This is a genomic window from Paenibacillus sp. SC116 (genome assembly GCF_024733555.1).
Taxonomy (GTDB): domain Bacteria; phylum Bacillota; class Bacilli; order Paenibacillales; family Paenibacillaceae; genus Paenibacillus_B.
This window is the reverse complement of the sequence record NZ_JANIOF010000003.1, coordinates 89116-114141: the sequence shown is the minus strand read 5'-3', so window position 1 is coordinate 114141 and position 25026 is coordinate 89116. Positions and strand designations below refer to the sequence as shown.

General features: G+C 44.7%; 8 protein-coding genes. 1 reads left to right on the top strand and 7 read right to left on the bottom strand.

The annotated features are described in order from the left end of the window. Nucleotides 1-20: 20 nt before the first annotated feature. The 7 genes from NQ117_RS14700 to NQ117_RS14670 all read right to left on the bottom strand — a co-directional run bounded on the left by NQ117_RS14700 (nucleotide 21) and on the right by NQ117_RS14670 (nucleotide 23511). Entirely contained in the window at nucleotides 21-7265 is a 7245-nt protein-coding gene (locus NQ117_RS14700; RefSeq protein ID WP_258278780.1) for an amino acid adenylation domain-containing protein, read from the bottom strand. A 44-nt stretch (nucleotides 7266-7309) separates the two neighbouring features. Beyond that, the gene (locus NQ117_RS14695) at nucleotides 7310-8083 is read right to left on the bottom strand and encodes a HalD/BesD family halogenase (RefSeq protein ID WP_258278779.1); all 774 of its coding nucleotides are present in this window, start codon (nucleotides 8081-8083) and stop codon (nucleotides 7310-7312) included. A 32-nt stretch (nucleotides 8084-8115) separates the two neighbouring features. Continuing rightward, complete coding sequence (locus NQ117_RS14690) at nucleotides 8116-9375, bottom strand: MFS transporter (RefSeq protein ID WP_258278778.1); 1260 nt, start codon at nucleotides 9373-9375, stop codon at nucleotides 8116-8118. A gap of 22 nt (nucleotides 9376-9397) precedes the next feature. Continuing rightward, entirely contained in the window at nucleotides 9398-15850 is a 6453-nt protein-coding gene (locus NQ117_RS14685; protein ID WP_258278777.1) for a non-ribosomal peptide synthetase, read from the bottom strand. A 15-nt stretch (nucleotides 15851-15865) separates the two neighbouring features. Then, nucleotides 15866-20959: a non-ribosomal peptide synthetase gene (locus NQ117_RS14680; protein WP_258278776.1), complete on the bottom strand. Its 5094-nt coding sequence runs from the start codon at nucleotides 20957-20959 to the stop codon at nucleotides 15866-15868. Nucleotides 20960-21741: 782 nt separating this feature from the next. Then, nucleotides 21742-22485 carry an ABC transporter permease gene (locus NQ117_RS14675; RefSeq protein WP_258278775.1) on the bottom strand — a complete coding sequence of 248 codons (744 nt, stop codon included), beginning with the start codon at nucleotides 22483-22485 and terminating at the stop codon, nucleotides 21742-21744. A 117-nt stretch (nucleotides 22486-22602) separates the two neighbouring features. Then, entirely contained in the window at nucleotides 22603-23511 is a 909-nt protein-coding gene (locus NQ117_RS14670) for an ABC transporter ATP-binding protein (protein ID WP_258278774.1), read from the bottom strand. A gap of 866 nt (nucleotides 23512-24377) precedes the next feature. On the opposite strand from NQ117_RS14670, the gene NQ117_RS14665 reads away from it, so the two are divergent. Next, entirely contained in the window at nucleotides 24378-24785 is a 408-nt protein-coding gene (locus tag NQ117_RS14665; RefSeq protein ID WP_258278773.1) for a hypothetical protein, read from the top strand. Nucleotides 24786-25026: the final 241 nt, after the last annotated feature.

Here is a 25026-nt window from a genome sequence, read left to right as displayed (position 1 = left end):
TATTCCCTCCCACTCATCATTCAAAGTTGATAATCTACAAAGGATCGCTGCGAATTGAACTGCTCGGTAAATGCTAACCTCATTTCGTTTGCGAGAACTGTGACATGCGGTTGCATCAACATCGAATAGTGACTACAGAGGATGCTCGAGTTCCAAATCGGCGCTTGAATCAAGTGCTGCCATCCCAAGGTCAGATCATCCCCAGGCAACATTTCCCCTTCATTAGCAGTAATGAGCAAAGTAGGCACTTGTAGAACGCCTTGTGGTATATATGCTCGTTCAGCCTGCACATTTGCTACAAACACCTGGTACAACCGTCCCATCCTGTGATGATCAAGATCCTGCGGTATACAATGCCATCCCTGCAACAAAGGTAAAAGTTGATCCATATCCTCATAACTATGAATGGTTTCCCTTTGATGAACGGATATTTCATTACCGATCGTTCCTACAATATCTTCAATAAAACGGTACAACAGCGGCTCCTTATCGTCATCGTTACTGCGATGGATGTCGATTGGAGCGAAGCTGTCATACATCGCGAGCAAGGCGATTTCTTCACCCGCTGTTTGTAGCTGGCGTACGATCTCATAGGCGATCACACCACCGAAAGACCATCCGCCAAGATAGTACGGCCCTTGCGGTTGAATGGTGCGAATGGCTTGAATATACGAGTTCGCCATCTCTTCCACTTTCGTTTGAGGCTTATGGTTACCGTCCAATCCAAGTGACTGCAGCCCATAGACATGGAACGTTTGCCCTAATTCCTCCGCCAACCTTGCGTAGCAGATGGAATTACCGCCAATCGGATGTACGACAAAGAACATCGGCAAGCCGCTTGACTGAGGCGTGAAGTTGATAAGCGTTGAGCTTGTCCCAGGTAAGTCTTTTTCCTGTCGAATGAGCAAGGCAAGATCTTGAATAGTAGCATGTTCGAAGAGTACAGAAAGTGGAAGTTCAAGGTTAAAATGTTTCGTGATGCGTGACATGAGGCGAACCGCGGCAATCGAATGGCCCCCAATCTGGAAAAAGTGATCCTGCGTACTAATAGACGTATGCCCCAGGACTTGTTCCCAGATTTCTAACAATGCAGCTTCTAACTCATTACGAGGCGCAATCAACGCACGTTCGTTCTTATCCGTCTGTCCTGTTCCCAAAGCGATAAGGGCTTTGCGGTCTGCTTTCCCGTTATGGTTGACTGGGACGGAATCTAGAAATACTAGTCTCGGTACCATATAGAGTGGCAACTTAATTTTCGCTTGCTGCATAATCGCCTTTTCGTCCCTCTCATCTGCAACCACATAAGCGACAAGCGTTGGTTCTCCATTAGGGTTTTTAAGCGCCACAACGACAGCTTCACGAACATCATCCTGTCCTGCTAATACCCGCTCAATTTCTCCTAGCTCAATTCGCACCCCGAAAATCTTCACCTGATCGTCGTTACGACCTAAATACTCTATATTCCCATCCGGTAAAAAACGCGCCATATCGCCTGTTTTGTAAAGATTCCCTCCCATTCGGAATGGATCCTGGATGAAGCGCTCACGTGTCAGTTCCTCACGATTGAGATAACCGCGCCCTACCTGCACACCGCCAATATATAATTCACCAGGCGTACCTATCGGGACCATTTGCAAATGGTCATCGAGAATATACGTTTGGGTGTTTGCGACAGGGCGACCTATTGGAACCACTTCCCACGGACTTTCCTTGTGACACTCCCAATGCGTAACATCGACTGTTGCTTCCGTAGGACCGTACAAATTGTACAGTTTCGCGTCAAAACGATAGAGAAATTGTTGCTGCACTTGGAAAGGTAAGGACTCCCCACTGCAAAATACCCGTCGAAGACTTTGACATTTTTCAGGAGAGGCTTGTTCCATAAACAAGCTCAACATCGAAGGAACAAAGTGAAGAGTAGTTATCTGTTGTTCTGCAATCAGTCCAGCCAAATATTGTGGCTCTTTATGTCCGCCGGCACGAGCAATGACAAGCTTAGCTCCTATAAGCAGCGGCCAAAAAAATTCCCAAACGGATACATCAAAGCTGTAAGGGGTTTTTTGCATCACACTATCGTCAGCTGTTAACCGATACTCCTCCTGCATCCATTGAATACGATTAGAGATGCTGCGGTGTGTAATCATGACGCCTTTCGGATTGCCGGTGGAACCAGACGTGTACAGCACATACGCTAACTTGTCAGGGTCATAACCATCACAGACAAACTCCTTATTCCCGGCTTCGTTCAAAATATCTTCCACTATCAGCACTACTGTGTTGCTCGGAGGCACAATGCTCTTCCACTTACGCTGTACGAGCAATATCTCAATTCCAGAGTCCATGATCAGATATTCCAATCGCTCTTCAGGAAATTCCGGATCTATTGGCACGTATGCGCCGCCTGCTTTTAACGTTCCGTATAAGGATGCTACTAGCTCTAGTGATCGTTCAAACAAAATTCCTATTCGTGCCTCAGCACCAATGTTCTGCTCTCTGAGTGCGTTAGCTATCTGATTTGCCTTCACGTTCAAATCATAATAGCTCCACTCCACCCCCTCAAAGTGCAGGGCAATCGATTCTGGCGTACTGCGAACTTGCGCCTCCAACTGCTCATGAAGGCAATGGACTGGATATGCTCGTTCCGTCTCGTTCCAAACATGCATGAACTGTTGTTCCGCCTCCGACAAAAGATGAAGCCCCATGTATCCACTATCCGTGTCGTCTGTCATTTTGCATAACACAGTTAAGAAATAACCGCCGATACGTTCTATCTGCTCGTCAGAGAACCGAACACGATCCCATCTCAAATCAAGCCGAACGTCAGAAACCACAGGATCTACGCCAAACTCTACGCCAAAAGCGAAGCTCGTTTCCGCATACGATCTCTCATCAAGAAGCTCCATATGAGTAACCTCTTCCAGCTCTCGAAGCACATGGAAGTTCGTAAAGTTAAAAAAGGTCTCAAACAACTCCAACCCGCTCTGATCCTGTTGAATTTGCGCTAATGGATAATGGCGGTGTGCCAACATATCCTGCTCAAGCTCAAACACGTCATAAATGAGTTGACTCCAAGAATGGGATTGCAATTGTAGACGAAACGGCAAGGTATTAAGAAACATCCCCAGCACACGTTCACTATCCCTCTGTTCGGGCCTGCCGTTAAATACAACACCCGTCGTTATATCCACCTGATTGCAGAGCAGGCAGATTATACGTAAGTGCGCCGCTAGCAGTACACTCTTGATAGGCACCTGTAATCTATGCGCTAGTTCCAACAGTTTTTTGGATAAGACAGCAGGAATCGCAATGCTCTCTGAACTCATATCTGACCCATGAGCTTTGGACCAAGATGGCAAGTTCGGAAGTTTATTCATCGTGATACCATCAAGCTGTCGCTTCCAGAACTCCCGACTTTCAGAAGATCGAATCGCTGCGTACTCCAAATGAATAAAATCTTTGTACGTAACAACGGGAGAATCTTGCAGCAACATCTGTGACAAGCCACTATGATGCAAATAAAGGTTGAACAGTTCGACCTGCATCGTAGCGACACTCCAACCATCCAAAATCGCATGGTGCTCTGTAATCCCAAGCTGAAACCTATCGTCGTCCAACCGATGCACACTAAATCGGATCAACGGAGCTTTCGCCCAATCGAAATGGTTATTACGCTCGCTCAGAATAAACGCCTCAAGCTGTGCTTCTTTTTCCTCGCTGCTGTATTGGCTAATGTCGTGAAAAGAAAGCGGCAAATCGATATTCCGATATACAAGTTGCATAGGTGTGTGGAAGCGGACTAGTTCGAAGGAAGTTCGTAGAATAGGATGTCGGTCAATCAAAGCTTTCACCGCATATATCCATGCGGACTCGCTATAAGGCGCTCTTATCTTGAAGGTATGCACATTATGATATGTCCGTGTATCTGACTGAAGTTTACTGTGATAAAGCATGCCGATTTGTGACTGTGACATCGGATACACATCTTCAATCCAATCCGGCAACCCTGCTCTTTCATCTTCCAACAGCCAATCACTTTCTTCTTTTTGCTCCATTACGTTTGGCTTGAGTGTATGGATCAAGCCTCGAATCGTCGGATATTTAAACAAATCCTGCATGCTGAAGTTCAGCCCAGCCTCACGAGCTTGATATAGAATCTGCAAGCTGCGAATGGAGTCTCCACCTAATTCGAAATAATGGTCTGTCACACCAATGCTCTCCACCTGCAGCACTTGCGACCAGATATCTGCCAAGAGCACTTCCTCTTCGGTTGCAGGCTCCACGTAACGATGTGATAATCCTTCCCGTTCAACATTTGGCTCCGGCAGCGCACGTACATCAACTTTTCCATTGATCGTAAGTGGAATACGGTCGATGGCCAAGACCTGGGCTACCACCATGTAATCAGGAAGTTGCTGTGCTAAGAAACTGCGGATGTCATCCGTTCTTAGCTCATCTCCAGGTGAGCCCAGTACCACATAACCTACCAGCCCTTGGCTGTCACCATGGAAGGACTTTACGGCTACGACTGCCTCAGCAACTTGCGGATGTTGAAGCAAGACAGACTCGATCTCTCCAAGTTCAATTCTAAAACCGCGTATTTTAACCTGCGTATCAGCACGCCCGCGATATTCCAACTCACCACTTGCTAATCGACGTGCCACATCACCTGTCTTATAAAGCTTCTGGCGTAAACCTTTGCTATAGGGATTTGCGATGAAGCGTTCCGACGTCAATTCTGGACGGTTGAGATAACCCCGCGACAACCCTGCTCCAGCTACATACATTTCGCCATATACACCGAGTGGAACTGGCTGCAGTTGATCATCCAATATGTAAACATTCAGATCCGGAATTGGACTGCCGATGTAACTTCCCGACTCCCCCAGTACATCATGTTCATGGATGGCCCGATACGTGACGTGAACCGTAGTTTCCGTAATTCCGTACATATTAATTAATTCCGGTTGTTTAGCCCCTCTTCGCTCAATCCATGATCGAAGAACGCGGAAATCAAGCGCCTCACCACCAAAAATGACATAACGCAAGCTCAATTCTGCATCCATACGTTTATCGACTTGAATAAGCTGACGAAAACTCGATGGAGTCTGATTTAATACCGTGACTTTGCGCTCAACAAGCAGCTGATAAAAGGACTCTGGCGAGCGGCTCACCCAGTAAGGTACAACGATGAGACGTCCACCGTAGAATAAAGCCCCCCAGATCTCCCAGACAGAAAAATCAAATGCATAGGAATGAAACAACGTCCAAACATCTTGTTCACCAAACGCAAACCAATGCTCCGTTTTCGTAAATAACCGATGCACATTAGCATGTTCAATGAGCACACCTTTAGGTTTACCCGTAGAGCCTGAAGTGTAAATGACATAAGCCAAGTTGGATGGCTCGACGTCAATCGACAGATTATTGGCTGGATAGTCAGCTAGCTGCGGAAAAATCTGTTTGAGATTAATAATTTCTGACCTGCTAGGTAAATGCGGCAGCTCGACATTCCATACAAGCATGAAAGCTGCGTCGGCATCTTCCAAGATGAATTGAACTCGATCGGCTGGTGCAGCTGGGTCAATGGGTACATAAGCAGCACCTGCTTTAAGTACACCGAGAATAGTCACAATCATCTCAAATGATCGGTCCAAACAAAGCGCGACCAACGATTCTGTGTGTACCCCTTGCTGCCGTAAATAATGAGCTAAACGGTTTGCCTGCTCATTCAATTCACGATAGGTGTAGACTCCTTCATCCGATTCTACAGCAATTGCATCTGGTGTACGTTCCGCCTGCTGTTCGAATCGTTTATGAATACACTCACGCTCTTGATCGTTCCGTATTTCTTGGTCATCCATCGTGAATGCCTGACACTCGCTCTTCGTTAACAGCGATACTTGTTCAATCGGACGATCCGGCTCACTTACAATGCCCTCTAACATTCGAACAAAGTGACCTGCCATTCTTTCAATCGTCTCAAGTTGGAACAGATCGGCATTGTATTCTAACTTACCGGAAAATGCTCCGCCTTGATTACGAATATAGAGCGACAAATCGAACTTCGCTGTTTCCCCCGGTATGTTAATAGATCGAAATGAGAGATTCGGCAATGATAATTCATCTTCACTACTTCCTTCATTTAAGTACTCAAACAGCACCTGAAATAAAGGTGAGTGACGAAAGTTTCTCTTATCACCTATCTCTTCAACAATTTTATCAAAGGGCATTTCGGCATTTGAAAACATCTCCAAACATTCCGCCGCAACCTGCGCTGCAATTTCACGGAAGCTGTGGCCACGCTTGATCTGTGCCCGATGCACTAGCGTGTTCACGAAACACCCGATAACTCCTTCTAGGCCAGCTTGATTACGATTAGCGTTCAAAGTGCCGATGCAGAAATCATCTTGACCGCTGTAGCGATACAGAAAGACTTGAAACGCAGCTAAGTACACCATAAAGTGGGTTGCATTTGCTACTTGTCCGATTGCTGCCAATTCCGTGCTCACAACATGGGGTATGGGGAATTCATAGCTTCCTCCACGACCACTGTGCATCGCTTGAGACACATGATCCTGTGGCAGCTCCAACACGGGATGATGACCTTTCAGGCGATTGCGCCAGTAGTTCATCTGTACTGTGAATGCCTCAGACTGCAGCCATTCCTGCTGCCAAACCGAGTAGTCACCATATTGCAGCTCCAGATCGGGTAGTTGAACGGGGTTCCCTTCACAGAACGCTTGATACATTTCCTCAAGTTCCTGGAGCATAACACCAACTGACCAGCCATCGATAATAATGTGGTGGATGGTCAGCAACAAAACATAATCCTCGTCGCTGAATTTCACTATAGATGCCCGCAAAAGCGGGCCTTGTGAAAGATGAAAGGGCTGCCGCGCCTCTTCCCTCGCTACTTCAAATGCTCGGTCTATTCTTGCCTGCTCCGACAATCCCTCTTCTACAGCAATAGACACTTCCAACGTATAAATAGGTGCAACTACTTGTACGAGCTCCCCTTCGTTATACAAAAATCGGGTTCGAAAAGACTCATGGCGGCGAACAAGTTCATTGAGGCTATCCACGAATGCGGATACTTGTAATCTGCCGTGCACCCGCATCGGAAATGAGAGGTGATACGCTGGATTATTCGGAATTAGTTCATCTAAATACCATAGTCGTTTCTGCGTATCAGAGGCAGGAAAAACATAGCTTCCCTCCTCTTCATAACTACCCACATGTGTATCGCCACTGATCTTCATGGACATGGGTCTCTCCCCTTCACTCGATTCTGCTGCCTTGCTATTCAAGGTTATTTTGCAGGAACGACAACAATCTCTTCTGCCCAAATCTGCTCCATCGTCTCATGAGAGATTTCTTTTTGCAGATCCTCATTTGAGGCGTAAGTGTACACAATGACCGTACGTCGGGAATCATTTTTTAGCGCACTGACTCTATGCAGAGTTGTGTTGGCTTTCATAAAATAGCAGCATCCTTGCGGCACATATAAGCTTTTCACTTCATTTGTATCAAGAATCTGCTGGACACATGTCTCCGCATTCTCCCGATCCCATTCCGTCTTCGGTATATACTCGATCAGTGCCCCATCATTAGGTCCAGGTGCCTCCACCATCCAAATTAGCGCAAACGTATAATCATCCCAATGCCATCCATGTGTATCGCCAGTAGCCTGTTGACTATTAATAATAAATTCCTCTGGTTGATAAGGGACTGGGAGGACTGTCTTCCCATTGTTTAGTGACGACAAGAAATATTGAATAGGTTGAGAGGAGAAAAATGCAGGAATCAATTTGCCATGTTGCGCGATGGATTCTCGTCCGACACTATTAAAATGTCGGGGAGTATTACCCGTTTCCTTGATCACAAGATCTCTTCGTTTCCCATGTTCGGATAGAATCTGCATTGCTTCCTTTTCCATTTCTAAGCGAAGCTCTTCTGGGAGTAGGCAATCCAAAATAATGACATCGTTTTCCGTAAACGAATCTTGCATCTGCTGTATTGCATCAGCGGGCAATTGGTTCAAATGCTCCTGAACGATTCCATCGAATTGAGCTTGATATTCCATACAAATATCTCCTCCTCAAATTTGAAATGCTGCTATACAGACGCTTCTTCCACTTGCTTCGGTATTTCTTTTAACTTCGCAACCGGTGATATGAGAAGTAACAAACCTGCGATTACCATACCAGCTGCTCCAAAAGCAATCGTAATCTTAGTGCCAAATGCACTGCCAATTACGCCTCCTAGTAAAGCTCCGATTGGAATCGAGCCAAAAATGATAAAGCGTAAAGAGGCATTCATTCTGCCCTGCATATGATCAGGAGTAATTGCTGCACGCAGCGAACGTTGGTTAATGTTGTAGATTACGATCGTCGCAGCATCTACGAATTGAACCAACATAAGAACAACTACCATAGCTGCGTAGGGAAGTAGGTCAGAAATAAGAACGAGGAAGTAGAATAAACCAGCAGTCGTTAACATTAAGAAGAGCGTGTTTCCCAGTGCTATCCGTTTTACAACCTTTTGTGCAATGGCTGCTCCCAATAGCGCCCCTACTCCACCCATGGAAAATATGAGTCCCAGCATAAGCGGAGATAAATCCAAATCGCGTGTCACATGTAAGATATAAATAGATTCCATTGTTAGGCCAAACAAGTTAAACAGACCAGTAGAGATCGTAATACGAGCAAGAATTGGATTTTTAAACACAAACGCTAATCCATCTTTAATGTTGCCAACTACATCTTGCTTCGGCTCAGGATTTTCAGGTTTATTTTCCTTTTTTCTAATAACTGCCAATGTGATAGCCGAAACAAAAAAGCTTATCCCATCTAACAGCAGAGCAATAGGTGGTGTGAGCAGCTGAATCATTCCGCCTCCTATCGTTTGCCCTGTAATTTGAGAAGCGGAATTGCTAAATTCAAGCTTGCTGTTCCCTTCTACCAACTCCTCGGTTTTGACGAGTCCAGGTAGGTAGGACATATAAGCGATATCAAAAAAAACAGATGCTGTCCCCACAATAAACGAAACCGCACAAAGCAACTCAAAGGTCATAAACCCTTGCCAAGCTGCAATAGGAAGAACTAGAAGCGCCAAGCCCCTAATTAAATCCGTGATAATCATCATAGGGCGTCGACGAAACTGATCTACCCATACTCCAACAAACAAGCTAAATAAAATATAGGGAAGATAGCCAATTGCAGTGAGAAGCCCCATTTGAAAAGCGGACACCTCTAACGTGATCGCAGCGACAAGCGGAAGTGCCAATGTCGTCACTTGCGCTCCAAACATGGAGATCGTTTGACCAGCCCATAATTTCATAAAATCAGGGTGCCTCCATAGGCCTTTAAGTTTCATAGTGTTACTCCTCCTTACGTGATCAAAATATTTTCTTAGTCCGTTGCACTCGCTTCAGTAAGGGAGTAGTTACGGTAGGCTTCTCCTCCGTTAATAGCTCGATCCTCTTAGCAAGTTCAATAATAGTTGGTGCTTCAAAGAGTAGGCGTACTGGTATTTCAACCTGCAGAACGCTCCGTAACCGCAGCGTTACTTGTGTGAGTAATAGGGAATGACCACCTAACTGGAAGAAGTTATCCACGATTCCTATCTCTTCACGCCCTAGCACTTGGGACCAAACCTCTGCGATCCTTTTTTCCATATCCGTACGAGGTGAAATTAATTCCCTGTCTTCAGTAATCTGCAAAGGAATCGGTAGTACCTTCCGATCTACTTTCCCATTCTGATTGAGCGGAATTTTGTCCAAAATAACAAAAGCTGCTGGAATCATATAGGAAGGCACACGCTCCATTAAATACTCACGAAGTCCATTCTCTTCTCTATTTCCATTCTCCAAGACCATATAAGCAACGAGATACTTACCTAGCTTCTGCTCTTCTCTCACCATAACAAGAGCTTCCTTCACACTATCATTCATCATTAAGATTGATTCAATTTCACCCAGCTCTACGCGGAGGCCGCGAAGTTTAACTTGTTGATCCTCACGACCAATAAATTCTAGGTTACCGTCCGCTAACCAGCGCACGAGATCACCTGTACGGTACATCTTCGTATCGGGCAGAAAAGGATGTTCTACAAACTTCTCAGCCGTCAGATCTGGACGGTTCAAGTAACCACGAGTTACCCCCGCCCCAGAAATAAATAATTCACCTACTACACCAATAGGCACAACATTCCTATAACGGTCCAGTACCCATACTTGCTCATTGTTGAACGGGGTCCCAATCGGCACCATTTCCCCTTCCACACCAAGACAAAGATAAGCTGTTGAACATATCGTCGTCTCCGTTGGACCGTAAGTATTGTAGACTTGAACATTTGCCAAATTAGATATATAGCTGCTCTTCAAGGCGTCACCGCCTGAGATAATTAGGCGCAGCTTATGATCACGCAAATGCTGGCTTAATTCATTTACCATCAAAGCGGTCGTAGAGATAACCGTAATTTCTTTCTTTCGAAGCCATTCCGTAATATGCTGCATATCCAAAAACTCAAATTTGTTGATGACAAATAAACTGGCTCCTGAAAGTAAAGCAATCAGGATCTCTTCAATAGAGTTGTCAAAGGCAAGACTAGCCTGTTGCAGTACCCGATCGATCGGACTCATATGGAAATGATCAATGAACATGTTTGTATAACTGACGACATGCCGATGTTCAATCATGACTCCTTTCGGTGTACCAGTCGTCCCTGAGGTGTACAACACTACACAGAGATGTTCCGGACCATTGATTAATGGCAAGTTGGAACGATCACTCGCGTATAGTTCTGAATCGGCTAGACTCAATAGGCTCCCTGTAAATGAAAGTTCAGGAATTTGATCGAGATGAGTGAGGAGCCACCTCGTTCCACTATCTCGTAACAATACGGAGACCCTCTCTGCCGGCGTGGCCGGATCAATCGGCAAGTAAGCTCCGCCTGCTTTGAGAATCGCGAGCACCCCAATGATCATTTCAAGCGATGGCTTAGCCATAATGGCAACGATTGAATCGGCACGTATCCCTCCGTTCCGAAGCGTGTGAGCTAACTGATTCGCCTTTTGATTCAGCTCACCATAGGTCATCTGCTCATCACTGCATTCCAGTGCTAATCTGTCTGGTATACGTTCCACTAATTGTTCAAATTGCTGTTGAATGGTAAATTGAATCGGATATGATTTGGCCGTGTCGTTCCAAGCCACCGTGATCATTTGGCGCTCATCATCGCTCAATAACGGCAACTGACCAATGTTCGTAGCAGGATGATCAATAATTCCTTGCAGCAGCAATTCAAAATGTGCTGCCATGCGAACAATAGTAGACTTCTCAAACAAATCGGTGTCGAAACTAAAATCAAACAGGAGACCTTGTTCTGTTTCTTCAGCGATTAATGTCAGTTCAAATTCAGCTTCTCCTGTATCTACATCTTGCTCTTCAATTTTCAGACCGGAGAGTTTTAGTTTCTCCACAGCATTTTGCATGACAAACATCGATTGGAAAATGGGTGTCCGGCTCATGTCTCGTTCTACTTGTAATTCCTTTACCAATTGCTCAAACGGAAGATCCTGATGAGCAAATGCGCCAAGCGAAGTATTACGGACCCGGTTCAACAATTCCAAGAAACTAGGGTTGCCAGACATATCTGTACGCAAAGCTATCGTATTTACAAAAAATCCGATTAACCCTTCTATTTCAGCACTGTTTCGATTGGCAACAGGCGTTCCCACAACAATGTCTTCTTGACCTGAATAACGATGCAGGAGCGTTTTAAAAGCGGCCAATAGGGTCATAAACAAGGTAGCACCCTGTTCACGACTCAACCCTTTCAGCGCACGAGACAATTGATTCGATAGTTCAAAGCGATAATAAGCACCATTATTCTGCTGTACGGTTTGACGCGGCTTGTCTATTGGCAGCTGCAAGACGGGTACTTCTCCAGTAAATTGCTGCTTCCAATAGTGCATATTTTGTTGCAGCACGTCTTCTTGCAGCCAATTCCGCTGCCATGCTGCAAAGTCCGCATACTGAATCGGAAGAGGTGGAAGCACAGCTGTGTTGCCTCGAATCAATGACTCGTAATGTGCCGAAAGCTCCTTAATCAATATCGGTTGGGACCAACCATCTGAGATGATATGGTGCAAGACAAGCAATAAATAATACTCTTGTTCACCCGTACGATAGAGCTTCACACGGAATAAAGGACCTTCAGTTAGTCCAAATGGCTGAGCGGCATCTTGACGCATACGTTCAAGAACCGATTCCTTTCCTGGCACTTTTTCGCGAGCGCTTAACACTTCAATTGGAAGTTTCCAATCGATGGTCGGTAAAATGACTTGGACCGGTTCAACATCAAAGACCTGAAACACTGTTCGCAAGGTTTCGTGCCGCATCACAACATGGTGTATGCTTTGCTCCAACGCCTGAATATCCAATTGACCGTTCAGACGATAAAATGACGGAATAAGATATGACGCATTTCCTGGATCTAACTGTTCGAGAAACCACAACCGCTGCTGACCAAAAGATAAAGGTAATGCTGATCTTCGATCAGCTACTCCAATTCCCTCTGCTGATATCTGCACACTTTGATCCATTGCATTTGCATGGATGTATTCAGCAATGGCTGCAATGGTTGGCTTTTCAAACAAAACACGAAGCGGAATTTGACAGTCCAACTGTTGACGAATGCGTGTTATTGTTTGCATCGCCAATAAAGAATGCCCTCCCAAATCAAAGAACGTATCGAATACATCTATTTGCTGGAGACCCAACAGTTCACACCAAATAACGGATATCGTTTCTTCAAGAGAGTTACGCGGAAGTACCTGTTGTTCTCGGCACGGTTCATCTGGTTTCATTGATGACAGCAATATGCGATCCACTTTTCCATTTTGAGTAACAGGGATTGAGTTCAACGTCACATAATGAGCAGGCACCATATAATTCGGCAGTTTTGTTTCGAGATAGCGTCTCAGTTCAGCATACGTTGAGCCTCCAGACTCCCGCCATACGACATAGACGATCAATTGTGGTGTGCCTTGCACATTGATGAATGTATCCACATAGTTTTCAAGAACATCTGGATGTTCTGTTAGCAATGCGTTGATTTCTCCAAGTTCAATACGATAGCCAGAGATTTTAACCTGATCATCCATCCTGCCTAGAAACTCCAGACTGCCGTTGTTCAACCAACGCACCATATCCCCTGATCGGTACATTCGGCTCCCGTCAGTAGTGTAAGGATTTAGCATAAATTTCTCCTGCGTTATCTTCTCTTGCCCTTTGTAGGCCAATGCAACACTGTCACCCCCGATATACAGCTCACCAGGCACCCCGATAGGAACCGGATGCTGCTGTGCATCTAGCACATATAGGCTTGTATTTCCTAAAGGACGGCCAATCGGAACGATTTGAAGAGAGGAGTTGGGGTCACACCGCCAATGTGTGGCATTGATCGTAATCTCCGTAGGACCATAACGGTTATGCAGTTCCGCATCAAAGACCTCGAAAAAGCGCTGCTGTAACTCATAAGGCAGAGATTCGCCCCCTGTGCTGACCACACGCAGACTATTGCATTGCTGCACCTCCGGATGATCCAAGAAAAGACGCAGCATAGATGGAATGAAATGAATCATCGTAACTCCAGTTCGGCCAATTTCATTGATGAGATAAGCAGGATCACGATATTTCTCAGAATGTGATAGGACTAGTCTCGCTCCCGAAATCAGCGGCAAGAAAATCTCCCAAACGGAAACGTCAAAACCAATCGAAGCTTTTTGAAGCACACAATCGCTATCCGACACGCAGTAGGCTTCTTTCATCCACTGCAAACGATTGACGACATTTTGATGGGTGACAACGACGCCTTTTGGCTTCCCTGTCGATCCCGAAGTGTAAATCACATATAATGGATGATTGCTCGGTATAATCTCTACCGCTTCCACACCCGAATAACCATCCGTAATTATTACCTCTTGATCGATACACACGATACGAGCCGAAAGATTTGCCAAGTCATCCTTGAAGTTAGAGGTACTCAGGAGCAAAGATACCCCTGCATTCTCCATCATGTATTGGATGCGATTGATGGGCAGGGAAGGATCCAATGGAACATAAGCGGCTCCCGTCCTCATAATGGCCAGCAAAGCAACGACCATATCCAATGATCGTTCCATGCACAGGCCAACGCTTTCACCCGACTTAGCCCCGAGCTTCTGCAAATGGTTAGTCCAATAACTAGCCCGTTCCTTCAATTGCTGGTAAGTGAGCAGCAAACCTTCAAACTCCACGGCCGTAGCATGCGGCGTACGCAAGGCCTGTTCTTCAAACAAGCGATACAGAGATACCTCGCTCGGATACTCCAGCTGCGACTGGTTCCACTCTATCAGCAGTTGATGTTGCTCTTCATCTGTAAGCAGAGGGATTTCCGTCAGTGGCTGGTTGGAATTAGAAACAATTCCCCGAACTAGCGTTTGAAAGTGTCCGCTCATCCGTTCTATTGTTGTGAGATCAAACAGATCGCAGCTGTAGGTAAAGGTACCAGACAATCCCTGTGCCCCTTCCTGCATGCCAAGCATGAGATCAAACTTCGTAGATTGAAGATCAATTTCTAATTGCTCGACCCGCAGCCCATCAAGAGTAACCTGTTCCTCTGGTGTGTTCTGGAGCGTAAACATCACTTGAAACAAGGGTGAATGGCTGAGTGTTCGCTCCGGGTTAATTGCCTCTATCAACTTTTCAAAAGGGACAGACTGATGCATAAAGTTGTCTAGGGCAACTTGCTTCACACGCTGTAAAAGTTCCAAAAAAGTGGGCTGCCCAGATAGATCCGTGCGCATCACAATTGTATTAACAAAGAAACCAATTAAGGCTTCTGTCTCCACTACATTTCGATTTGCTATTGGAGAGCCGATGAGGATGTCTTCTTGCGCAGAATAACGGAATAGCAGCGTATTGAACACGGTGAGGAGGAACATGTAAAGAGATACGTTCTCCCGGCGGCACAACTCTATAATCTCATTGCTCAGCTTCGGATCGAGTTGAAAATACACTTCCTGCCCTTTAAATCTTTGAACAGGCGGCCTTTTTCGATCAGTCGGCAGCTGTAGAAATGGAAGTTCGCCACTCAAATGGGCTTTCCAATGTTCCATAGACTGTGCAAATTGGTGATCTTCTTGAACTTGTTGTTTTTGCCAAATGGCGTAGTCGCTGTACTGAATGGGCAACTCTTTCAGTTCAGGCACCATTCCTTGTGACAACGCATTGATAAATGCCGTTAGCTCACGAAACAGTACACTAGCTGACCATCCGTCTGACACGATATGATGCATACTGATCAAGAGAATGCTCGTCCCGCTATCTATCCGAAATAGAAATGTGCGGAGAAGTGGAGCATCACCCTCACCTATATGAAACGGTATCTGTGCTTTTTCCATCAATAGACCTTGAACTCGTTTTTCACGTTCTTCTTCTGGAACAGCTTGCAGATCAATTTCCTGAAAAGGAGCAGAATGCTCGGGCGTCGAGATTTGACACAGGATGTCATTCTGCATTTCAAACCGCACACGAAGTACATCATGCCGATTGTAAATTCCGTCGATGCTCTGCTTAAGAACAGCTGTATCTATCTCACCGTGGATTTTAAAGATATACGGAATGTTATAAGCTGAACTGCCAGGATACAGCTGTTCTAAAAGCCATAGCCGCTGTTGTTGAAAAGAAGCAGGCGCCCAATCCCGCTGTTCCTGGCGCTTAATCGTTTGTCGAGGTTTCCTACCACGCAGCATCTTTTCTAACAATGCTTGTTTCGTCTGTGATCCTTCCGGTTTGACGGTCATCTTGGAATCCTCCCGTTACTTGTTGAGTAACATGTCGTATGCCTCTTCTTCTGTTAGGCTCTCCACTAGTTCCATAACACGCTGCTCGATTTCTGCTGCAAGATCACGCAGGATCGGTCTTTCAAATAACGACCGCACAGGCAGTTGAATCGTAAATTGTTCTCGGATGCGAGAAATAACCTGAAAGGCGAGCAAAGAGTGTCCACCTAGGTCGAAGAAGTTATCACCAGCCCCCACATTTTCTAATTTCAAAATTTCCTTCCACATTTCAACCAATGATTCTTCGAGCGGCCCCTCAGGCTCATAAAACTTCACTTCCGTGTAATGTTCTAGACGATCTGGCAGCGGCAGCTGTTTACGATCGACCTTTCCATTTGCGTTAAGCGGCATCGTCTCGATAATCATTACGAATGATGGAACCATGTAATCTGGCAAGGTATCTTTAAGCAATTTCCGGAGTTCTTCACTGCTCAGCTCACGTTTAAGATCTAATGCCACTACGTACGCAATCAATCGCTTCACGCCCGGTACATCTTCCTGCACAAGAACGACTACTTCCTTAACGTTCTCATGTTTAAACAGTACCGCTTCAATTTCACCCAGCTCGACCCGCATACCCCTAATTTTGACTTGATTATCCACACGGCCTATAAATTTAATTGACCCATTTGGAAGGCGATATCCGAGATCACCCGTCTTGTACATGCGCTCCCCTCGTTCGAAAGGGTCATCCACAAATGCAGCAACCGTGCGTTCTCGATCGTTCGCATACCCTTTGGCTAAGCCAATTCCAGCGAGATAGAGCTCACCTATGACTCCAATCGGTACCGGCTGTAAATTCGTATCCAACACATAGCATCGATTGTTATCAATCGGTTTCCCGACACAGACTGCCCCGTCCTCTCTTGTATCCTCTACTGTGCAGACATGAATGGTAGAGTCGATGGATACCTCGGTTGCGCCCCATGTATTATTCAAGCTGCCTGGCAATTTTTCAAAAAATCGCTCTACCGTCGTCGCACTTAAAGCCTCCCCGGAGGAAATTGTACTGCGCAATTTATGAAGACGGGCGCGATCTTCTTGAGTGATTTCATCCAATATTAAGTTGAGCATGCTTGGAACGAACTGGATATGAACCGCTTCATAATGAATAGCCGCATCAATCATAGCCCGCGGATCCAAGTGTGCACCCGGCTCGATCAGGGCTATTCTTCCCCCCACTGTTAAAGGCCAGAAGAATTCAACAGCGGAATCATCAAATGTCAGCGTCGTCTTCTGCAAGACACTCTCTCCTGGCTGGAGTTGAAAGTGATTTTGCATCCAGCACATACGATTAACCCATCCTACGTGCAGATTAACTACGCCCTTCGGCTTGCCTGTAGAACCTGAAGTGTAATAGACAGAGACTATATGGTCTGGTGTTACCTGCACGCTCGGTTTCACCGAGGACTCTTGCTCTATCTCATCCCACTCCGTATCAAGGGAGATGACCGTAACTCCTTCATGCGGCAACCGTTCCCGAAGTGCTTGTTGGGTCAGGCAGACAGGGGCGTTTGCATCTGCAATAATCTGTTCAAGCCGTATCATAGGTGCTTCTGGGTCTAGTGGCATAAATGCACCGCCTGCCTTAAGCACTGCATAAAGGGCGACTACCAGATCGAGTGAACGTTGAACGCATATGCCAACAACACAGTCTGGGCCTACACCATTTTTAATCAAATAATGCGCCAATTGATTGGATCGTTTCTCAAGTTCTATATAACTGATCTCCTGATCACGAAATACAGCAGCTGTCAGATACGGGGTTTTCTGTACTTGTTCCTCAATTAAATCCTGAAGCACCCGCTCCCGTGGAAACTCTACCTGCGTGTCATTCCATTGATGCAGGCAAATCTTTTCATGCTCAGACACGAGCGGGAGCTCACCAATTTTCCTTGCAGGTACGGATACAATTCCGTTCAGAATCGTAATAAAGTTCTCCAGTAAACGCTCAATCGTCTCACGCTTGAACAGGTCAGTGTTGTATTCATAAATACCTGCTATTTCACCTGACTGCGTCTCGGTCAAAAACAAGGTCACGTCGAACCGAGACGTCTTCGTGTTCACATCAATCTTGTCCACCTGCAAGTCAGTTAAGGACAACCTTTCTTCCAGTTTATTTTGGAAGGCGAACATCACTTGAGCCAATGGTGAAAATGCCAGATTACGCTCTATCTGCAATTCACGTACAAGTTGATCAAAAGGAACATCTTGATTGTTGTAAACGTTAAGGCAGCGCTCCTTGATCTGCTTCAAGTACGCTTCAAATGACCATTCACCGAAGTATTCGCTGCGAATGACAATCGTATTTACGAAAAAGCCGATCATTCGCTCGAGTCCTGGCATCGTCCGATTAGCAATTGGCGAGCCTACCAAAATATGCGATTGTCTAGAATATCGATGAAGCAGAATGTTATAAGCCGCCAAAAGCACCATATAGACAGAGGCTTCATTCTGCTTGCTCACCTGCTCTATTTTTGCAGCCAACTCAGCGTTCAATGAAAAATATAATCGGTCGCCCGCATAAGTTTGGATCGGCTGTCTCGGGAAATCTGTAGGTAATTGTAAGACTGGAAGCTCACCAGCAAGCTCTTGTTTCCAAAAAGGTATTTGCTCTGCCCATACAGACTGTTCCATCCACTCTCGCTGCCAAACCGCATAATCCGCATATTGGAACGGCAGCACATCGAGCACGTTCTCCTTTTTCTTCAGCATGACATCGTACAGAATACCGAGCTCTTCTACAAACACAACACCAGACCACGCATCCGTTATAATGTGATGCATATTTACAAATAGGATATGTTCATTCATTGCTAAGCGAAATAGCAACGGCTTCATTAGGGACGAACGGTTCAAATCGATAGGGAGGTTCGACTCTTCTGTCATTTTCATTTGCAAAACAGTCTCCCGTTCTTCCATTGGCAGCTCACTGAGGTCAACGACAGGGAGATTCGTGTTCACTTCTGGGGAAACTCGCTGCACCGGTTGGCTATGGACCACTTCAAAGTAAGTACGGAGCGATTCATGTCGCTTCACGATTTCCCGCAGTGCCTTCTCCAATACTTCAACATGCAGATTCCCTTGAATTCGATAAGCTATCGGTTCGTTGTAGGCGGGACTGTCAACTTCCATCTGCTGAATGAACCATAAGCGCTCCTGGGCATATGACAGCGGTAAGTCTTGATCTCGGCTTATTTGTTTAATGATCTTATTCTCTATATCCTGATCTTTAATGAGATAGCCTCGTTCCTCGAAATAGGATGCTATATTAGCCACATTTTTCAGTTCAAACAGCACTTTGAGTGCAAGCTTGGAGTCCACTGTGGAACGGAGACGTGTCATGACTTGGGTAGCCGTAATCGAATCCCCACCCAGCTCAAAGAAGTCATCAAATACACCAGTGCACTCTAGCCCCAAGACATCGGCAAATATTCCGCAAAGATGTGCTTCCATGGAACTGCGGGGCTGCACATAATCTGTCTCCAAGTCACGACTGTAACTATCCGGCGCTGGTAATGCCTTGCGATCTACCTTATCGTTCTGGTTAAGCGGCATTTGATCGATAAATAGAATCGTTTGCGGTACCATGTACAGCGGTAAATGTGCTGCAAGATAAGTACGCAGTTCATTTTTTTGCACTTCCTTTTGATCGTGAACAACCACGTACGCAACCAACCGCTTAATACCAGGCACATCTTCACGAAGCAGCACTACGGCTTCCTTGATCTTTTCATATTTTAAAATCCGTGCTTCAATCTCACCTATCTCCACGCGAATACCACGTACCTTCACAGTGAGATCACTCCGACCAAGAAACTTAATGGAGCCATCTTCTCGGAAATATCCTCTATCAAATGTTTTATACATACGTTCACCCGGTATAAACGGATCATTCATAAACGCTTTTTCCGTACGTTCAGGGTCATTTATATATCCTCGTGACACACCAATGCCAGCGATATAAAGATCTCCCTGAACCCCTGTTTCTACCGGGTGCAAATGCTCGTCGAGAACATACACACGATTGTTATCAAACGGCTTCCCGATGCACACCGCACCTTCTTCCTCAAAGTCAGCTTCCGAACAACTATAAATCGTTGAGTCAACAGACACCTCTGTTGCTCCCCATGTGTTGTATAATCGGCCTGGCATTCGTTCGTAGAAGCGCTTAACCATGTCTCCATTCAAAGATTCCCCTCCAGCCATCGTACAGCGGAGCTTGGACATCTGGCTTCGTCTCTTATCATCCATACTATCGAGGAGACGGTTTAACATACTTGGAACGATCATCAAGACGCGAGATTCATAGTAAGCCAACGCATCTAAAATAGCCTCTGGGTCACGATGCAAGCCCGGTTCAATGAGCGCGACACGCCCTCCTGCCACCAACGGCCAAAACAGTTCAACCGCTGAGTCGTCAAAGGTAAGCGTCGCTTTTTGCAAAATGGTCTCTCCTGGCTGAAGTCCAAAAATTCGCTGAATAGAGACCATTTTGTTGACCCAACCCCTGTGAGTATTTGCCACACCTTTCGGTCTACCCGTCGAGCCAGAAGTATAATAGATCGAAACCATATGTTCAGGTGCTACTTCCGTTTCTAGATTATAGGTCGGGTATGATTGCAGCTCTCCTGCAATCTCCTCCATAACCACAAATCTCCCCTCTGTCTCAGGAAAACGATCTAGTATATGAGCGTGTGCGATACATAAAGGATCTTGTGCCTCTTGTAAAATTTGTTGAATGCGTAATGCTGGAGCATCAATATCAAGTGGGACATACGCTCCCCCTGACTTGAGAATGGCAAGTATGGCAACGACCATATCGACTGAGCGGTTCAGCATTACTGCAACCGGCACGTCTGGGCCTACACCAAATTTTTGCAAATAATGTGCAAGCTGATTCGCACGTTCATTTAACTCACGAAAAGTCAGTTGATTTGTACTACAGATTGCTGCCACTTGGTCGGGGTGTTGTTCAGCCTGCTGTTCAAATAGGTGATGAAGACAAACATCAGGAAAAGGGACTACCGTATCGTTCCATTGCATCATACGCTTGATCAGTTGACTCATTTTCGAAGTAACCAACCTTCCTAAAATAGGATGTATTACACGCCTTGAATTGAAAGTTAACATAACAAAAAACTCAAATTGTTTAGAAGTTTGGAATGTTAGCAACGGCACAAGATGTCCTTTAACATGGATCCCATGCTTCAGAAAGTTGGGGCTATATGCAATGTATGTACTTTTTAGGGGATGAAAAATTCAGCTAGAGTCTTTGAAGGGAATTAAAAACAGGTATCTCGTCCACATTGTTATAGACGATTCATACTACAGGAGGAAAGAGTACGTTATTAAAAATGAAAATAGAAGAGTTGTGCAACTGGTTGATGAGATATAGAGGTAATTCAAAGAGGTAATCCAAGTAATGATGTAGAGTAGATAAAGTAGATTTTATTTTAGGATTAATGAGGAGACATCTATATAACGTCTATCAGCATAACACGAACTATAGATGGAGCGAGCAAGTTATAATCGCTCCTATTATACCAGAACCTTACAGAAACAGCGATAACTATAAATTGCAACTCACTATTTCATAATATTGTTTCTTATCCTAGCATCTACCTTCAAATATTGTCAACCATATACTACCATTTAATGAAACAGTGGTCACTGTCCCCAATACCGCTTAATCGACCATGGGATGAAAGACAATATCGTGAACACAATGGAGCCACCATAGATTGGTGGCTCTCACTGATATTGATACAACTTACATGAGATTGGATTGGATGATCAAAATAGCGCTTTTTTTTGATTCGATTCGTGATCTAACCCTTTTTAGGCTTCTCTTACACCGCTTCCCGTCGATTGAAAATATACACTGTAAGTGCCATAAATACGATTCCACTACCTATTAAAACTACGTAATCGATACCTACAGGAGCCTGTCCCGCGATAATATTCCATGCTCCGTTCGCGTATCGATGAGACGGAAGCCATTCCCCAATTGCTTGCATCCAAGTCGGTAAACCGTTAAGCGGCATCCATAGTCCACCAAGGATCGCAAGACCCATTTGCAGTACATTCCCGATCGCAACAGAGGTATTTGCATTTTTAAGTGTTCCTAGCAAAGCGCCGATTGCCAAAAAGGCAATACTTCCGATCCATAACCACAACCCACAAGTAATCCATTGCAGCGCTGTAAGCTGAATATCATGAACAAGACCAGCAGACAAGAAGATAATGATGATCACAACCAAGTGAATGACCATTTGAGCGACAAGTTTGCTGCCAAGCCAAACTGCTGGTGTTAGCGGAGTCAAACGAAGCAAGCGGACCCAGCCGTCTTGGTGTTCAAAAGAAAGGCGGATTCCAAATTGACTTACTGCTGTGCCGATTAAGCTGAATGCTGTCATGGACATGAGGGAGAACACGCCCCACGTTGTCGATTCAATCGATTTATCTGTCCCGTACATACTGGCGAACAAGAAGTAGAAAGCCAATGGCATTGCGATGGAGAAGAGTAAGAAAAATGGGCTGCGTACGATTCGAATACTTTCTGCTTTCGTTTGGGCCATGAACATGTTCAACATATCTATATTCCTCCTAGGATAACTTCTATTGGGTTCTGGTTCATATCTATTTACGTTCTGCTCGAGTTCTATTTCATCTGTTACTAGCTTGCACTTGCATAGTAGTTCTCATCGAACTTATCTATGCATCGCCTGGGAAGTGGTAAGGCTGCGGAACGTGTCTTCCAAGCTAGCCGACTGCACCTCGATATCAGTAACTCCCCATTTGGACTGCATCAGTGTAAACAACAATTCATCCGTCTGTTTCGCTTGAAGTCGAATTCGATCTCCGTTACACTCCACCTTTTCTACACCAGGCAGTGTAAGCCATGCTTGCTCCTCCGGTGCATTTGTCGCTCGGAACGAAATCGTACGCAGCGCCGTTTGGGCCTTTAATTTCTCCGGTGCACCTTCTGCTACTACTCGACCATTTGCGATCACCGCGATGTGATCCGCTACTGCATCCGCTTCCTCCAAGTAATGGGTCGTTAGCAATACCGTACGTCCATCGCCTGCTAGCGCTCCAATCGTCTCCCAGAAACGACCACGTGCCTCAACGTCCATCGCCACTGTAGGCTCATCTAGCAGGATAAGCTCTGGATTGCCTGCCAAGCTTTGCGCGAATGCCAATCTACGACGTTGTCCGCCTGATAAGGAAGCTGCTTTTCGCTTCATATCTCCGTGGAGACCCGAAATATCCAGCAAGCGATCTAGTGACATCGGATTCCGATAGTAACTGCGGAACAGCTCCAGCACTTCTTTCACCGTAAGTCCGTCAGCTGCTCGCACATCTTGTGTCAGTGCTCCCACCCGCTGTCTCAGCTCCTTCGTTCCAGCAGGCATGCCAAGCACTTTAATCTCACCAGAGGTTGGCTTCATTAACCCAAGCATCATCGAGATGGCTGTAGTCTTGCCTGCACCATTTGGCCCGAGCAGAGCGGATATTTTACCTTTTTCAAACGTTAGATTCATATGGTCAACGGCGCGGAAGTTACCGAATTGCTTCACTACATTTTTGCATTCAATCGCATGTACTTGTGTCATCATTTATCATCCTTCGCTATGTAATGGTTAGAATTATGTGATGCATCTGCCTCACTGCTTGCCTCTGCTTTCGTGTTCGTCGTTGTTCTTGATGTCTTTATTGTAGTAAAAGTGCGGCAGGGGCAATTAGTGTAGGTTGTCAGAAAGTGCATATGACAATTGTCAGAAAAGCGAAAAAAGAAGAGCACTCGGCTCTTCTCTTAGATAGGTAATCATTCATTTTAGAGAAACGTTGAAATCCATCATAATCATACACCTCATGAACCATACGTGTTGTGATGTATTCATTAACTAAATTTAATATCATATTTCTAATTGCAATTAATTTTTTATCGATAATAACTATTATTCGCTTCACAATCCAATATAGTTTTGACGATATTATAGTCGTTTTTAGTACAGGGCATATCTAATTGTTATTTTGTTTTTTAATAATCAATAAAAAAATGGTTGATTTCCCCAATACAAAATGTTACAAATTATTCAACAAAATTAAAGATCTAAATATAGATTTAAAGACAACTGCAGGTTATATTTTAGCCTATTCCTTAGAAAATAATAAAAACAAAGATTACTTCATCTCCATTCTCCAAAAATATAAAAAGAAAAATGGATTTTCCATAAATTCAGCAAGTAATGGCGGCGATATTATAGGAAACTATCACGCACTGTATTTACTAGAGGACTTTATCCCCCTTAAAGAAAATGTAGATATGAAAAATTACAGATCAAAGAGTGGCTATAGTTTATATTCTGTCGATAATGAATTTACTAATTTATACTTCACATATTTAGGCTTCATATTAGAATCATCCCAAAACTAGTTTGTATATAAATTCATTTTCTTCATTAAAAGGAGGTGCATTAACTTGAAGAAAAAACATATTATTTCAGTAGTATTGATAATACTAATGGCAATAAGTTTATTTTCTTACTTTACATTTTTTTCAGAAATAAGAGAAAGTAAAATACAAGAAACATACAATCAAGAAACTAAGCAATTTAGTGCTGATATTTCTTTTAAAATCAATAGCTTCTTTGATGTATCCAATGTAAATGTTTACGTAATCTATCCAGACGGAAATGTGGAAAGAGAAGCTGGGATTCTAGTCGGAGAGAAAATATTTAATGTAGTATTTAAGAAACAATTAAGTGAAGCTGAAAAAGAAAAGTTCTATATAAAACGCCCAGAATATCTCGTTACATGGGTAGAGAAGGATAAGAAAAAAGTAAGTTATATTTATAGCAGTACTACCGCATCACCATTCTTAAGATAATTGATTTGACATACAAAAATGCTACTGAATGCAATGATGTCCGTTCCATAAACAGGATAAACGTTTCACAACAAAACCCGACTGCATGCAGTCGGGTTCCTCTATTTAAAGAGAAGAAGATATCTGCTCAAACCCGTATTTACTTCCGCAGGACACACACTTCATAAAACTATGTTTGCGTTTGAATTGGAACATCCCAGAGGACCGTTCCATTTTGGGCTGAAAATTCGTTTAAGAATAC

Bases quoted from the DNA above. Each gene is read 5' to 3' on its own strand.
- NQ117_RS14675 (WP_258278775.1), bottom strand. From the start codon at position 22,485: ATGTTGAACATGTTCATGGCCCAAACGAAAGCAGAAAGTATTCGAATC.
- NQ117_RS14680 (WP_258278776.1), bottom strand. From the start codon at position 20,959: ATGAGTCAACTGATCAAGCGTATGATGCAATGGAACGATACGGTAGTC.
- NQ117_RS14670 (WP_258278774.1), bottom strand. From the start codon at position 23,511: ATGATGACACAAGTACATGCGATTGAATGCAAAAATGTAGTGAAGCAA.
- NQ117_RS14700 (WP_258278780.1), bottom strand. From the start codon at position 7,265: ATGTCCATGAAGATCAGTGGCGATACACATGTGGGTAGTTATGAAGAG.
- NQ117_RS14690 (WP_258278778.1), bottom strand. From the start codon at position 9,375: ATGAAACTTAAAGGCCTATGGAGGCACCCTGATTTTATGAAATTATGG.
- NQ117_RS14685 (WP_258278777.1), bottom strand. From the start codon at position 15,850: ATGACCGTCAAACCGGAAGGATCACAGACGAAACAAGCATTGTTAGAA.
- NQ117_RS14695 (WP_258278779.1), bottom strand. From the start codon at position 8,083: ATGGAATATCAAGCTCAATTCGATGGAATCGTTCAGGAGCATTTGAAC.